The organism is Bradyrhizobium sp. Pha-3 (assembly GCF_042258325.1).
In the GTDB taxonomy this organism is placed as follows: Bacteria; Pseudomonadota; Alphaproteobacteria; order Rhizobiales; family Xanthobacteraceae; genus Bradyrhizobium; species Bradyrhizobium elkanii.
Genome location: NZ_CP170151.1, coordinates 4,543,017 through 4,556,606 on the forward strand (window position 1 = coordinate 4,543,017; position 13,590 = coordinate 4,556,606).

General features: G+C 59.1%; 11 protein-coding genes and 2 pseudogenes. 9 read left to right on the forward strand and 4 right to left on the reverse strand.

What is annotated here, in order from left to right; genetic code table 11:
* Positions 1-14: 14 nt before the first annotated feature.
* A complete protein-coding gene (locus ACE10X_RS21145) occupies positions 15-1,358 on the reverse strand; it encodes a sensor histidine kinase (protein WP_375764531.1) in 1,344 nt (447 codons plus the stop codon).
* Between the two features lie 629 nt (positions 1,359-1,987).
* Between ACE10X_RS21145 and ACE10X_RS21150 the strand changes: the two genes are divergently transcribed.
* The 7 genes and pseudogenes from ACE10X_RS21150 to ACE10X_RS21180 all read left to right on the forward strand — a co-directional run bounded on the left by ACE10X_RS21150 (position 1,988) and on the right by ACE10X_RS21180 (position 8,800).
* On the forward strand, positions 1,988-3,373 hold the full coding sequence (locus ACE10X_RS21150; RefSeq protein ID WP_375764532.1) for a tyrosine-type recombinase/integrase: 1,386 nt from the start codon (positions 1,988-1,990) through the stop codon (positions 3,371-3,373).
* A 677-nt stretch (positions 3,374-4,050) separates the two neighbouring features.
* Complete coding sequence (locus ACE10X_RS21155) at positions 4,051-5,094, forward strand: FG-GAP repeat domain-containing protein (RefSeq protein WP_375764533.1); 1,044 nt, start codon at positions 4,051-4,053, stop codon at positions 5,092-5,094.
* Positions 5,095-5,162: 68 nt separating this feature from the next.
* Positions 5,163-6,050, forward strand: a complete 888-nt coding sequence (locus ACE10X_RS21160; protein WP_375764534.1) for an alpha/beta fold hydrolase — start codon at positions 5,163-5,165, stop codon at positions 6,048-6,050.
* 23 nt (positions 6,051-6,073) lie between these two features.
* Positions 6,074-6,233, forward strand: a pseudogene (locus ACE10X_RS21165) (IS5/IS1182 family transposase); the annotation flags it as partial.
* Positions 6,234-6,389: 156 nt separating this feature from the next.
* The gene (locus tag ACE10X_RS21170; RefSeq protein WP_157183433.1) at positions 6,390-6,770 is read left to right on the forward strand and encodes a transposase; all 381 of its coding nucleotides are present in this window, start codon (positions 6,390-6,392) and stop codon (positions 6,768-6,770) included.
* On the forward strand, positions 6,767-7,117 hold the full coding sequence (gene tnpB, locus ACE10X_RS21175) for an IS66 family insertion sequence element accessory protein TnpB (RefSeq protein WP_026192390.1): 351 nt from the start codon (positions 6,767-6,769) through the stop codon (positions 7,115-7,117). The genes ACE10X_RS21170 and tnpB overlap by 4 nt, the downstream gene beginning before the upstream one ends.
* 99 nt (positions 7,118-7,216) lie before the next feature.
* Positions 7,217-8,800: an IS66 family transposase gene (locus tag ACE10X_RS21180; RefSeq protein WP_018270228.1), complete on the forward strand. Its 1,584-nt coding sequence runs from the start codon at positions 7,217-7,219 to the stop codon at positions 8,798-8,800.
* On the opposite strand, the gene ACE10X_RS21185 is transcribed toward ACE10X_RS21180, so the two are convergent.
* On the reverse strand, positions 8,801-9,238 hold the full coding sequence (locus ACE10X_RS21185; RefSeq protein WP_018270227.1) for a hypothetical protein: 438 nt from the start codon (positions 9,236-9,238) through the stop codon (positions 8,801-8,803). It abuts the gene before it with no gap.
* A 136-nt stretch (positions 9,239-9,374) separates the two neighbouring features.
* On the opposite strand from ACE10X_RS21185, the pseudogene ACE10X_RS21190 reads away from it, so the two are divergent.
* Both ACE10X_RS21190 and ACE10X_RS21195 read left to right on the forward strand, forming a co-directional pair.
* A pseudogene (locus tag ACE10X_RS21190) lies at positions 9,375-10,006 on the forward strand (IS5-like element ISBj2 family transposase); the annotation flags it as partial.
* 256 nt (positions 10,007-10,262) lie between these two features.
* The gene (locus ACE10X_RS21195; protein ID WP_223153693.1) at positions 10,263-11,417 is read left to right on the forward strand and encodes an acyltransferase; all 1,155 of its coding nucleotides are present in this window, start codon (positions 10,263-10,265) and stop codon (positions 11,415-11,417) included.
* A gap of 178 nt (positions 11,418-11,595) precedes the next feature.
* Here the strand turns inward: ACE10X_RS21195 and ACE10X_RS21200 are convergent, their stop codons facing one another.
* Both ACE10X_RS21200 and ACE10X_RS21205 read right to left on the reverse strand, forming a co-directional pair.
* Complete coding sequence (locus tag ACE10X_RS21200) at positions 11,596-11,967, reverse strand: Imm1 family immunity protein (RefSeq protein WP_075969264.1); 372 nt, start codon at positions 11,965-11,967, stop codon at positions 11,596-11,598.
* A 4-nt stretch (positions 11,968-11,971) separates the two neighbouring features.
* A complete protein-coding gene (locus ACE10X_RS21205) occupies positions 11,972-13,582 on the reverse strand; it encodes an IS66 family transposase (RefSeq protein WP_075969262.1) in 1,611 nt (536 codons plus the stop codon).
* Positions 13,583-13,590: the final 8 nt, after the last annotated feature.

A 13,590-nucleotide genomic window follows, 5' to 3' on the forward strand; every position in this document is an offset into this window, starting at 1 on the left:
TCTGTGCGAAGCGATCAAAGCGGAAAAATGATCCGGCAGACCATTCCCTCGGGACGCCAATCAAAAGAGGCAGTGCCTGTTCGCTCGGCAGCCATAACCTGGATAATCTTGCTGCCAAAGCCTGCGCGGCTCGGCGGCAATACCCTCGGACCATTGGTCTCGGCCCAGACAAGTTGCAACTTCCGGTCGGCGTCGGACCACGTCACGTCGATGCAGCCATGGTTCGTGGAAAGGGCGCCATATTTTGCAGCGTTCGTTGCCAATTCATGGATGACTATGGCAACCGCTTGCGCAAGGTCTGGTTCAAGCAGCACTTGAGGTCCGCTCATGCGCACACGATTGTCCACCTCAGCGGAATATGGGGCAAACTCCTGCTTGAGGATCGGCGTCAATTCCGCTCCGATCCAGCGGGTTGCCGCAAAAAGCGAATGAACGTTCGCGAGAGCTTGAATGCGTCCCTGTACCGACTGCTTGAGCTCATCGACAGTATCGGCCCGCGACAGATTGACCATAGCGTTCACATTGGCGAGCAAATTCTTGCTTCGGTGTTCGGCCTCCCGTGCAAGTACGGAAATTCGCTCCTGGATTTGCTTCTGATCGGTAATGTCGCGAGCGATCTTGGAAGCACCGACGATAACGCCATCGCTGTTCTTGACGGGAGAAACAGTCAGCGAGACTACAATCTGAGTGCCGTCTTTACGTTGACGGATAGTCTCGAAATGCTCGATGCGCTCTCCATGCCTTATCTTCGACAGTATTTCCCGTTCTTCAGCATGCCGGTTCTCCGGAATGATCATTGTGATCGGCTGTCCGATTGCCTCCGCCGCTGTGTAGCCAAAGACGCGTTCGGCGCCCTTGTTCCAGCTCGAGATGATGCCATCCAGATTTTTGCTTACGATGATGTCGTCAGTCGAATGGACTATCGACGCAAGCAAATTCAGTTGCTCTTCGCTATGACGAAGCGCGCTCTCCATTTCTTTGCGCTCGGTAATGTCGGTGTTCGTTCCATACCAACGAATGATCTGGCCCGCGGCATCACGAAATGGGAGCGCGCGCGAGAGAAACCACCGATAGGTGCCGTCCTTACCCCGCAATGGAAAAGTATCTTCCCATGGCGTTCCGGTTTCGAACGACATTTTGATTTTTGCGACGACGCGGTCCACGTGCTCGGGGTGATGAACCTTCTGCCACCCCCAACCCTGCATCTGTTCGAAGTCAGTGCCCGTGTAGTCGTACCAACGCCGATTGTACCAATTGATGTCGCCGGAGGCGTCGGCGATCCACGCAAGCTGCGGGATGGCGTCGACCAACGCGGCAAGTGCGGCCCAATCAACTCCGTCCAAATGATTGTCCGACATCCATCCTCGCGCCCGTTGCCGTCATATCTAACACGGCAGCGGGCAGGGCGGTTCATGAAACGTCGATCGGGAGACCTTCGGCGGCAGCCAACGAACTCTCGCGCGCCTATCCCGCCGCCTGTTTTTGTGGCGCGATCGATTCCGGGCGCAGCCCGGAGCCGTCATCGGGCGCGCGTTCGCGCAATCCGTCGGAGCTGCCCCGGAATGACGGCGGGAGGGGCGCCCCCTGCCACTGAGTTGCCCGACGGCGCAAGGCCCCTTCGTAAAAATATTTCGCTTTATCAGAAGCGCAACTCAGGGTATGATTTGCCCGTCTCACCCGACACTTTGCCCGTCTCACCCGACACGAGGGGCGCTTCGCGGTCGTCACGAACGTGGGTCGAGATGCGGTGGACGCCGATTGCGCAACTGACGAGTGCGCGTGACGCGGACGGCGAAGTCGTGTGGGCCTTATTTTGATACTCGGCGAGCCGATCTGATACCCGCTGAGCGTATCTTTACCCTATAAAAATAGGCTCATTTGGGAATATCCTTGATCTGCAAGGCTGATGGGCGCGCCGCTGAACCGCCGCTACTGGGGCAGGGCCCCAGCGCGGCACCCCCGCATCGCATCGCCTTGAGAGCACCCAATGCCCAACATCACCGAACGAGACTGCCGCGCCGAAGTGAAGCAGCGCCGCAAAATTTACGACGCCTCCTGCTCCGGCCTCTACGTCAGCCTGAGCCCATCAGCGCCGCCGACCTTCTTCCTGAAGTATACCAATCCCATCACCAAAACGCGCGGCACGCATCGCCTGGGCGTCTATCAGAAGGGCGAGCACGATGTGATCTTCTGGCGCAAGGAAGCGTGGAAGCTGAAGGTTAGGATCGCCAACGGCGAGGATATCGCGCAGACCGCGCGGCAGGTTCGCAGGCTGCAGGCCAAACAGGCAGGCATCACGGTCGGCGAGATCATCGACAAGCGCATCGCGTGGATCAGCGAGGAGATCGAGACGCGCCGCCACGCTGAGCATGGTGTCGTGATCAAGAAAGCGCCGCGCATGAAGAGCTGGCAAGAGCAAAGCCGCCACCTGAACCGTTTCGTGCGCCCGCGCCTCGGCAGGATGATCGCGAGCGAGGTCACCAAGCACGACATCGCGCAGCTGCAGGCCGATATCCTCGCAGGCAAGCTGATCGCCAACGGCAAGCCGCTGAAGGCATCGGTCAGCAGCGCCCGCCATATGCGCAAGGCCGTCTCAGGCCTCTTCAACTGGGCGGCTGAAGCTGGCCGCGACTACGTCAGCACCAGCCCTTGCGTGAACCTGCCGCTGCTGCCAGCCGAGGAACCGCGCAAGCGCAAGCTGAGCCGCGAGGAGATCAGGCTGCTCTGGCGCGGGCTGGATCGGCCTGACATCACCGTTGATCGGCGCATCTGCCTTGCGCTGAAGTTCGCGCTGGTCAGCATGCTGCGCTCGGTCGAGCTGCTGCACATCCATCGCGATGAGCTGGGCCGCGACGGCCTGAGCAGCAGGAATCCGCTGGTGGTGGTCCCCGAGGAGCGGGTGAAGGCAAACCGCGTGATCCATCAGCCGCTGTCCGATCTGGCGGTCGAGATCTCCAAGGAAGCGATGGGTAACTATCCGTGGATGTTCGCGGGCCGTTGGAGCACCGAGCCGCTGAACAAAAAAGCCATGGCCTGCGCGCTGCGCGGCAATAAGGCCAGCAATGGCCGCGTGCGCTCCGTGGGCCTTTGCGAGCAGCTCGGCATCAAGCCCTTCACGCCGCATGATCTGCGCCGCACTGCCGCCAGCCTGATGGGCTCCATCGGCATCAGCCGCGCGACGATCTCGCTCTGCCTTGACCACACCATCAAGAGCGATGACCATGGCGCGGTCGCGGCGGTGACCGGCAAGCATTACGATCAGGACCCGCGCATCGAGGAGAAGCGCGCGGCGCTGCAGAAGCTCGCCGACGAGATCAGGCGGATCATCAGCTCGCCAATGGATGCCGAGGAAGAGATGCGGCAGGCCGCCTGACCTGATGTACCGCAGACATCCTGATAGCTTTGCCGGATGTTCTTTGATCTAGATCAACCTTAGCGAGCAGCCTCCGAGCACCACTGCCGAGCGTGCGTGCATGAGATAGGGCACGTATCCTGACGGTTGTCAGTTCTCCGACAGCGGTCAGGGGAGAACAGCGGCACAGAAATTTTCAAAGTGCTTCGGGGCCTTTGGCCGAAATTGCAACTTGGCTGAGGTCAACCAGGAAAGGGACCGATGCGATGGCGTTGTTGTGGACGATTGTAGCATTCATTCTAGGTATGTTTCTTTCAGACGTTGCTGCCGCGCAGGGATATTGTTCTTGCACGTCGGGTCCAAACATGAACCAGCGGCCCTATTGTGTGCAAGATTCCCGGCAGTGCCAATTTGATTGTTCTCCCTATCCATTCACGTATTCGCCCAATGCAGGTTGCTCCTCTTCGCTGCCCACCGCTAATGAACCTGATTGTGGGCAAGTCTGGAGCGATTGGGTTGATGTTGGCCACGGCCCAGGAAACCCATGTCCTGACGGCTGTCGCAATAGGACCAGTGACCCCGATTTGGGGATAGCACTAAGGATGAAAACCCCATTTCAGCCGCAAGCGAAGTACAAGCTTCAGTGTTGGGGAATAGCACGGCAACCGGCACCGCCATGGGCCGGCCATCAGGCCAGCATGGCAGATGTAAATGGTGATGATAAACCGGACCTTATTTTTAGAGACTTCGGCAATCGGTTCTGGATTTCACTGGCTGACGGCGGTGGGTTGCTGGCGAAGCCTGTCGCAAGCATTGGGCATGGCGGACCGTTTCGCGATGGTCAGGTCTTCTTCGCAGACATCAACGGCGACAAGCGATCTGATCTGATCTTTCGCGGTGTGGATAATCGCTTCTGGATATCGCTGGCTGATGGCAAAGGAGGACTCGCGAATCCAGTCGAGAGTATCCGGCATGGCGGGCCATTTCTCGAAGACCAAGTATTTTTTGCTGACGTAAACGGTGACGGTCGGGCGGACCTAATATTTCGCGGACAGGACAGCCGCTTCTGGATATCGCTGGCTGATGGCAAAGGAGGACTCGCGAATCCGGTCGAGAGTATCGGACATGGCGGGCCATTTCTTGATGGTCAGGTCTTCTTCGCAGACATCAACGGCGACAAGCGATCTGATCTGATCTTTCGCGGTGTGGATAATCGCTTCTGGATATCGCTGGCTAATGACAACGGGGGTCTCGCGAATCCGGTCGAGAGTATCCGGCATGGCGGATCATATCTTGTAGACCAAGTATCTCTTGCTGACGTAAACGGTGACGGTCGGGCGGACCTAGTATTTCGCGGACAGGACAGCCGCTTCTGGATATCGCTGGCTGATGGCAAAGGAGGACTCGCGAATCCGGTCGAGAGCATCCGGCATGGCGGGCCATTTCTTGAAGACCAAGTATTTTTTGCTGACGTAAACGGTGACGGTCGGGCGGACCTAATATTTCGCGGACAGGACAGCCGCTTCTGGATATCGCTGGCTGATGGCAAAGGAGGACTCGCGAATCCGGTCGAGAGTATCGGACATGGCGGGCCATTTCTTGATGGTCAGGTCTTCTTCGCAGACATCAACGGCGACAAGCGATCTGATCTGATCTTTCGCGGTGTGGATAATCGCTTCTGGATATCGCTGGCTAATGACAACGGGGGTCTCGCGAATCCGGTCGAGAGCGTCCGACCTTAGGTAGCCCTCCTGCCTCGCGATCAGCGTCGACCGCCGCCGACCGCTAGGATTGAGTTTGGAGGCCTGCCATGGCTACATTCATCCTCGTGCATGGGACTTGGACGAAGTCCGCCCGTTGGCCTGCCTTGCAGGATGGTCTAGCAGAAGCGGCGCGCGCAGCCGGTGACGAGCCAGTATTTGAACAACTAACGTGGACTGGAAGAAATTGGGCAAAGGATCGTCGGGCGGCGGCTTCGGCGATCCTCACATTGGTACAAAAGGTTCAGCGCGCTGCGGCAAATGAAACGATTTTCATTATCGGCCACAGCCACGGGGGAAGCGCTATTGCTTACTTCCTCAAGGAACACCCAGAAGCGGCAAAAACGTTAGGAGGCTGCGCATTTTTATCCACGCCGTTCACAGCCATTCGTCCGAGGAGAGAAGCTTTTCAGCTCATCTCTGCGCTGATCTTTTTTCTGTTGATCCCGTACGCAAGTCTATGGAATGCGATCACTGAAGGGCGTCCTGATCTCTCAACCATGGAGAAAATAGCAGAACACCTTAATTCGCCTATCATAACGTCAACCAAGCTGTTCACCATCTTGGTCTCGTTCATTGTTGCGGGGCTTGTCTGGTGGGTTTCAGTCTCCCTCAAAAAGGCCAGCGCCGCTCAGAATGTGGAACTGGCGATCCGACAGCAAACCGCCGATATTCCAGCTGGGAATTATCTTTTTCTTAGGTGCTCCGGCGACGAAGCTGCCGCAGCTCTTTCAGCCGCTCAGATCATAGCGTGGGCGGCCACGAAGACTTCGCAAATGCTGGAGCTATTGATTCGACCATTGTTCAACTCAGGGCGACCCTACGTTCGGGCTGCTTCTTGGGCTTTATTCTTTCTTCTACTTTCAAGCGTCGCTTACGGATGGCTCTCTGTGTTTCCCGGCATTCTTAAGTCCGGACTAGGGTCTGTACCTAAATAGCGCCACGTGATTCTCTTGCCTACGTGTTGATTCGGGGGCGAGAGAATGCGCGCTGGTTTGTTTTGGCTGAACGACAGGCAATGGGCGCGTATCGAACCGCATCTGCCGAGGGGACTGACGGGGCCGGATCGGGACGACGACCGACGCATCGTCAGCGGCATCATTCACATGCTGCAATCGGGTGTGAGCGTCATCCGGTGACCACGCCCTGAGGGCTGATCTGGTCGGCTAGGAAGACCTCGTGGATTGGTTTTTCACGAGGTCACCATGTCAAAGGATAGTTGTAAGGATGGCGCTAAGGATAGGCATACGGCTATCCTTGAGGACGGCTCTAACACGTTGCAGCGCATCGAGATCATCACGGGGACTGGCCGCCGACGGCGCTGGTCGACGGATGCGAAAGCGGCGATTGTTGCGGAGAGTTTCGCGCCGGGTGCAAGCGCTTCCGGGGTGGCGCGGCGGTACGACATCAGCCCGGGCCTGTTATTTCTTTGGCGTCGTCAGGCAACGCGGGCAAAGGTCGCGGCGCGCAGGGATGGAGGCGTGGCACCAGGCTTTGTGCCGGTCACGATTACTGGCTGCGGCGGCAAATTGCCGGTATGCGAGGAGCAGGGGGCGATTGAGATCGAGGTCGGCGCGGTTCGCATCCGTGTCGTGGGAACGGTCGACCGGCGGGCACTCTGCGAGGTGCTGGCGGCAGTCGGGACGGTTGGCCGATGATCGGGCTCCGACCTGGGTTGTCGATCTGGATCGCGACGCAGCCGGTCGATTTCCGTCGCGGCATGGACTCGCTGGCGCTGCTGGTGAGCGAGGCGTTTGGAGCCGATCCGTTCGACGGCGGGCTGTGGGTGTTTCGCTCCAAGCGCCGAGATCGCGTGAAGATTCTGACCTGGGACGGAAGCGGCCTTGTCCTTTACTACAAGAGAATCGAGGGGCAGTTCACCTGGCCGCCGATCAAGGAAGGCGTCATGCCGCTATCTCATGCTCAGCTCTCGGTACTGCTTGACGGTTCGGATTGGAAGCGTGTGCCGATGCGGGTTGTGGATCAACCAACACGAGCTGGTTGATCATCGTCAAGAGTAGTTCGTCATTCATGCAGAGCTGTAGTAGAAACACGCTGCATGATTGATTTGCCTTCTGATCCAGCATTGCTCCAGCAAACCGTGATGGCGTTGTCGTCACGGCTTGCGGTGTTGTCGGCGGAATGTAGCACGCTGGCGACCGAACGTGATGCGGCGATCGCCCAGCGCGATGCTGCGATCCAGGAGAACGACAAGCTCCTGGTGATCCTGTCGCAGTACAAGCGCACGATCTTCGGTCCCCGCTCCGAGACACTGGATTCCGGACAGCAGTCTCTCTTCACCATTGCGGCGCAGGCGGCTTCTGCGGCCGGCAATGATGATGCGCCCGGGGCCAAGCTGCCCGACAGATCCGAGGCTCGTGGAAAGCAACCGGCGCGACGCAACCGGGGGAGGCTTCCGGAGCATCTGCCGCGCATTGATGTCGTGATCGACGTCGAGACTGACATCTGTCCTTGTTGTGGCGAACGGCTGCACAGGATCGGGGAGACCGTCAAGGAAGCCTTCGATGTCGTTCCGATGCAGTACCGGGTCAAGCGCATCATGCGCCCACGCTATGGCTGCCGGGGGTGCCGCCAGGGTGTGCTGCAGGCGGCCGCGCCGGCCCAGGCGGTCGAGGGCGGGATGGTGACGGAAGCCTTGCTGGCTCACATCGCGGTGATGAAATACGGTTACCAGCTGCCGTTATATCGCCAGGAACAGATGTTTGCCGCGCAGGGCATCGCGCTCGACCGTCAGACGCTGGCTTCGTGGATGGGCCGCGTCGCCTGGTGGCTGAGGCCGCTTCACGCGCTGTTGCGCGACACGGTGATCTCCTTCCCGCGGCTGTTTGCCGATGAGACACCGCTGCCGGTTCTTGATCCCGGCCGTGGCAGGACCAGGATCTGCCAGTTCTGGGCGATCGCCACCGATGACCGGCCGTGGGGCGGCCCGGCACCGCCGGCGGTGGTCTACGTGTTCGCCGAGGATCGCAAGGCGATCCGCGCCAAACAGCTGTTCGGAGACTACCGGGGCATTCTGCAGGTTGACGGCTATGCCGCCTACAAGGGTCTGATCAAGAACGGCGGCCATCTGGTGCAACTGGCATTCTGCTTTGCGCATGCGCGGCGGAAGTTCTGGGACGTTCACGTCGCGACGAAGTCGCCGATTGCCGCGGAAGCGCTGCAACGGATTGCGATGTTCTATGCCGTCGAAGACCGCATCCGTGGTCTGCCGGCGGCGCAGCGGGCTGCGGTTCGGCAAACTGACACCAGACCGCTGATCGAGGACTTCAAGCCCTGGCTCGAGGCGCGGCTGCTGGAAGTCTCGAAGAAGTCTGGCCTTGGCAAGGCCATCCGCTACACCCTAAACCATTGGGAAGGCCTGACGCGCTTCATCGATGACGGACGCATTGAAATAGACAACAATACGGTCGAGCGCACCATCAAGCCGATAGGGCTTGGAAAGAAGAACCATTTGTTCGCGGGCAGCGAAGGCGGCGCCGAGACATGGGCCATTCTCGCGTCGCTCATCAACTCGGCAAAGCTGCAAGATATCGACCCACGGCATTATCTGACCGACGTTCTCGAGCGCATCGTCTCCGGACGCACCAAGATCAATCAGCTGCACACATTGCTGCCGTGGACATGGAAGGCCGAGCGCGATGCTCTGGAGACAAAGCTCGCTGCCTGATCAATTTGACGGGAGGGCGTCGGGAACTTCCTGCGCGTCGCTGGTGTCGTCATAAATCTCTTCGCGGATCACGCGCAGCGTCACCTCGTGCAGATAGACTTGCAGCGCCCTCTCCAGCTCGGTGAACTCCGGCAGCAGAACCTTGTCAACGAAGCCCCGTGACGCGCGGATCATCACCGTGTTGCGTCGCTGGCGGCGGTAACGAAACGGCCGCAGCCCGTATCGGCGGCAAAGTGCCAGAAACAGCTGCCGCGACCATTGGTCAGGAAGTGATAATTGTTGCTCGATCGGTGGATCGTGGCGAGCGAGCTCCTCGACCCGGGCACGCACCCGCTGCAGCGCGGCTTCCGCTGCCAAGCGCTCACCAGCAGTTCCTGCACCCGCGAACAACGCCTCGATCTTCCGAAGCTTCTCGCGCAGCTGCGACTCGCTGGTCATTCTGATCCCCGTTACCCGCTCCAAACCGGGATCACCCCATCACCGCGCGCCGGCAGCGTCAATCATCCCGACCGGGCTATCCAGAGCATTCCGCGCAAGTCAAGCCCGGGCACCAGTGCTCCTCTCGTGACGCTCACAATCGGGTGCACGATGGCGTGATTGTCCACGTGAATACGGCCCTTACACGACGATCTACAATCGCTTCAATCGCTGGGCCAAGCGAGGACGATGGTGCGCAATCTTCGAAGCGCTGGCCAAGCCTGGCGAAGACGGCGTCGTACTGTCGCTCGACTCGACCTCGATTAAAGCTCACCGGTGTGCCTCCGGCGGAAAAGGGGGGAGCACAATCAAGCAATCGGCCGCTCGCGCGGAGGCCGCACGACAAAAATCCATGCGCTGAGCGATCCGCTCTGCCGGCCGGTCGTCCTGCATCTGACTCCAGGCCAGGATGCCGATATCGCTGCGGCTCCCGATGTCCTGGCGCTCGCGCCACCCATGAGCGTGCTCCTCGCCGACAAAGGGTATGATGGCGACAAGCTTCGCGGCGAAATCATTCGTCGTGGCGCCAAGCCCGTAATCCCCAATAAATCTAACCGTGTCGTCATCCATCGCTTCAACAAACGCGCCTACAAAGGACGAAATGTCATCGAACGCTGCTTTTGCAGGCTCAAGGACTTCCGGCGCATCGCCACGCGATATGACAAGCTCGCCCGTAATTTTTTGGCCGCTGTTCATCTCGCCGCTCTCGTCGCATATTGGCTCAATTGAGTCTGGACCCTAGCTCCAGGACTAGTCCTATGGCTTCGCGAAGCCTCACTGCCGACGCAAGGTGGCCGTCACCGGGGGCTTACTGTGCGGCCGCATCAATCGGGCCCAAAAGCCGCCCTCTGACGAATAGGCCGGGCTAGCAGTTGACGGTGCTCAGACCGTGTAGCGGCACACGGTATATGCATGTATATGCATGTATATGCATGTATATGTAAAGAAATGCGACAGATGCGTTAATAGAATTGCAGAATCCTACATGTCGAACGCGATGCTCAAATCCAGCTGCGCCACCCCGAATTTACCGCCCCCCAACGCCTTTCCCGAAGACCCCGGGTCGCTGGCTGCCAAAGAGGTCGCGCGACTGAGCATTCTTGACGGCATGCGGGGAATTGCTGCCATCTGTGTCGCCGTTTTACATTTTTATGAACCCTTTCAGTTCGGTCCTCAGAACCGGATTCCTCACGGTTATCTCGCTGTAGATTTTTTCTTTTGCTTGTCAGGGTATGTAATGGCATTTGCCTACGACCCTTCTCGCGTAGAATTGTCACCCACAGAACTTATTAAAAGGCGTCTGATACGACTGCATCCGCTCGTCGTAATTGGCTCCTTGTTGGGCTTCGTTGTGGTTGTAATCGGACGATTCTATGCGCCTATGGCTGCTGCGTTATTCAATTTTAGTGTCACGGAGTTTTTTATTCTCCTCACCTGCAGCGTACTTCTGTTGCCGCACTTATTTGTCCACGATCCCAGCTTTCCTATTTTTCCTTTTGTCGCTCCCGCCTGGTCATTGCTTTGCGAGTATGTGGCGAGCCTAACGTTTGCTCTTTGTCTGCGCCAACTATCGCTTCGATGGTTGCTAGCGATGCTCGCCTTCGCCGCGGTTGCAACGGCATACACGTGCTACGATTTCGGAAGCCTAAACGGCGGTTTCGACCGCAGAACCTTCTGGATTGGCTTTGTACGGGTAGGTTTTTCATTTATCGCGGGCGTTGTTGCTTGCCGTATTGGCAGGCAACCGCTGTTGCCAGGGGCAGCATATTACCTTCCGCTTATCATGCTTGCGACCTTTTTTTGGCCCTTCCTTTGGAAGCCCTACGATTTCCTGATCGTCACAATCGTATATCCGCTCCTTGTTTGGCTGGGCGCTAATGCAATCGGGAGTCCGTCGATCAACCGTTTTAGCGAGTTTATCGGAGATCTTTCATATCCGCTTTATATGACCCACTACGTTCCACTCATGCTATTGTTCGGCGGAACTTCGGCAGGTTGGGTTGCGCAGATCCATGCAGCGCTAGCGGTACCAAGCATGACTCTAGTTGCAATCGCTTTTAGCTTTCTTGTTAAGCGATATATCGACGAACCGATCCGTGCCACTTTGCGTCACAGATCATTTGAGCACCTCAAAGGCTAATGCAGGCACTGCCGCAGGTATGCACGGATGTGCTTATCCTGTTCTGCTCTCAGAAGCGCTTTCGCCCCCTCTGGCCTTCCAGCTTCAGGGTAATTAGCTAGGTATGAGATGTGGGTAATTGAAAGAGCTAACTCAGGCAGACCACAGTATCCATCCGGCCAAGACCGCGGCAGATCTGTTACGCGATTTGCCACGCGACGTGATCGTATCGTGCTCCGTCATTGACGAAGAAGTACGCAATCGCTTTGTAGCATTCTTCTAGATCTATGCACCAGGATAGGGGATGCTCGTCGACCTGCCCGTTGGAGAGTGTGTAAGCGCAGGTTCCCTGATGGTCTGGGTTACCCTTTGTCACGACGCCGCTATCACCATTGAACCGCAGATACATAAGCCAAGCGTGGCTACCATTGCGCAGCATGGCTAAGGACTGACCGTTCGGTACCGATATCCAGAGTTCGAACTGCGGTTGCTTGTCGATGCGATCCAGAGCAAGGCTCAGATGCTCGACAGTGGCAATCGACAAGTCAGTTCCGTTAAACGTGATCTTCATCTGATCAGGCAGCGGCGACAAGGGTTCTGGGTTTTGACCAATTCCACGGCAGCAGCTCGTCGAGCCTCGACGCCGGATGATCATTGATCCGCAGCAGCACGTCCGTCAACCAGGCCGGCGGATCGAGATCGTTGAGCTTGGCGGTCTGGATCAGGGTGTAGATGGCGGCGGCACGGCGGCCGCCATCGTCGGAGCCGGCGAAGGTCCAGTTCTTGCGGCCGACGGCCACGGCGCGTAGCTCGCGTTCGGCCGCGTTGTTGGTCATGCACAGCCGGCCATCGTCGATGAAGCGCGTGAACACCTCCCAGCGCTTGAGGCTGTAGTCGATCGCCTTGGCGGTCTCGCTCTTGCCGGAGAGCTTGGCGCGGCGCTCGTGCAGGAAGGTATGAAGCTCATCGACCAGCGGGCGGCTGCGCGCATGGCGCGCGGCTTTGCGCTCGTGGGCCGGCAGACCGTTGATGTCGCGCTCGATCGCAAACAGGGCGTCGATCTTCGCGATCGCTTCGATCGCGATCGGCGCCTTCTTCAGCCGTGCGATCTCGAAGAACTTGCGCCGTGCATGCGCCCAGCAGCCGACCTCGATGATCGGGCCCGGCTTCCGCGATGGATCGTAGAGCCTGTTGAAGCCGGCATAGGCGTCCGCCTGCATCGGTCCGGCATAGGTCGCAAGATGCGCCTCTGGATGGGTGCCGGAGCGGTCGGGCGAGTAGAAGAACACGGCGGCCGGCGGCGCGTGCCCGGCGAAGGGCCGATCGTCGCGCACATAGGTCCAGACGCGCCCCGTGCGCGTCTTGCCCTTGGCCAGAACCGGCACCGTGGTGTCGTCGGCATGGATGCGCTCGGCAGCGAGGACATGCGCCTTGATCGCATCGACCAGCGGCATCAATGTCGCCGCCGCCGCGCCGACCCAGTCGGCCAGCGTGGAGACGTCCAGGATCACACCTTCATGCGCATACGTCGTGCTCTGCCGGTTGAGGGGCAGGTGCAATCCGTATTTGGCGAATAGGATGTGCGCGAGCAGACGCGGTCCAGCGCGCCCGCGCGAGATCGGATGGAACGGCGCCGGCGGCTGGCTGATCGCCTCGCAGGCGCGGCAGGAGAACTTCTCACGGACGTGCTGGATCACCTTCCACTGCCGCGGCACGAGCTCCAGCGTCTCGGTCACGTCCTCGCCGATCTTGCGCAACCTGTCGCCGCCGCAACACGGGCAATGGGCCGGCGCGGGATGAACGACGCGCTCCCGCGGCAGGTCCTCGGGCAGCGGCCGCCGCGCCGGACGCCGCCGCTCGAATGGCTGCACGTCTATCTTCGCGGCCTTGGCCCGTTCGGCTGCCAGCTGCGCATCGGCTTCGGCCTCCGATGCATCCTCCTCGAGGTCGGCGAGTTCTAGCTCGAGCTGATCGAGCACCGAGGCTCGTTCGGAGGATTGGCCGTGCTGTTCGTGCTTGAGCTTGGCGATCGTGAACTTCATCTGCTCGATCAGCAGCGTGCGGGCGCGGACCTCGGCTTCGAGATTGCGTGCCTTGGCTTCCGCCGCAAGCTGGGCCGCCTGGCCGGCGAGCACCAGCGCCTTCAGCGTCGCGACATCATCAGGGAGCGAATCGGCTGTGATCATCGCAGAAG

Excerpts from the sequence above, each read along its gene's own strand:
- ACE10X_RS21145 (WP_375764531.1), bottom strand. The coding sequence starts at position 1,358 with ATGTCGGACAATCATTTGGACGGAGTTGATTGGGCCGCACTTGCCGCG.
- ACE10X_RS21150 (WP_375764532.1), top strand. The coding sequence starts at position 1,988 with ATGCCCAACATCACCGAACGAGACTGCCGCGCCGAAGTGAAGCAGCGC.
- ACE10X_RS21155 (WP_375764533.1), top strand. The coding sequence starts at position 4,051 with ATGGCAGATGTAAATGGTGATGATAAACCGGACCTTATTTTTAGAGAC.
- ACE10X_RS21160 (WP_375764534.1), top strand. The coding sequence starts at position 5,163 with ATGGCTACATTCATCCTCGTGCATGGGACTTGGACGAAGTCCGCCCGT.
- tnpB (WP_026192390.1), top strand. The coding sequence starts at position 6,767 with ATGATCGGGCTCCGACCTGGGTTGTCGATCTGGATCGCGACGCAGCCG.
- ACE10X_RS21180 (WP_018270228.1), top strand. The coding sequence starts at position 7,217 with ATGGCGTTGTCGTCACGGCTTGCGGTGTTGTCGGCGGAATGTAGCACG.
- ACE10X_RS21185 (WP_018270227.1), bottom strand. The coding sequence starts at position 9,238 with ATGACCAGCGAGTCGCAGCTGCGCGAGAAGCTTCGGAAGATCGAGGCG.
- ACE10X_RS21195 (WP_223153693.1), top strand. The coding sequence starts at position 10,263 with ATGTCGAACGCGATGCTCAAATCCAGCTGCGCCACCCCGAATTTACCG.
- ACE10X_RS21200 (WP_075969264.1), bottom strand. The coding sequence starts at position 11,967 with ATGAAGATCACGTTTAACGGAACTGACTTGTCGATTGCCACTGTCGAG.
- ACE10X_RS21205 (WP_075969262.1), bottom strand. The coding sequence starts at position 13,582 with ATGATCACAGCCGATTCGCTCCCTGATGATGTCGCGACGCTGAAGGCG.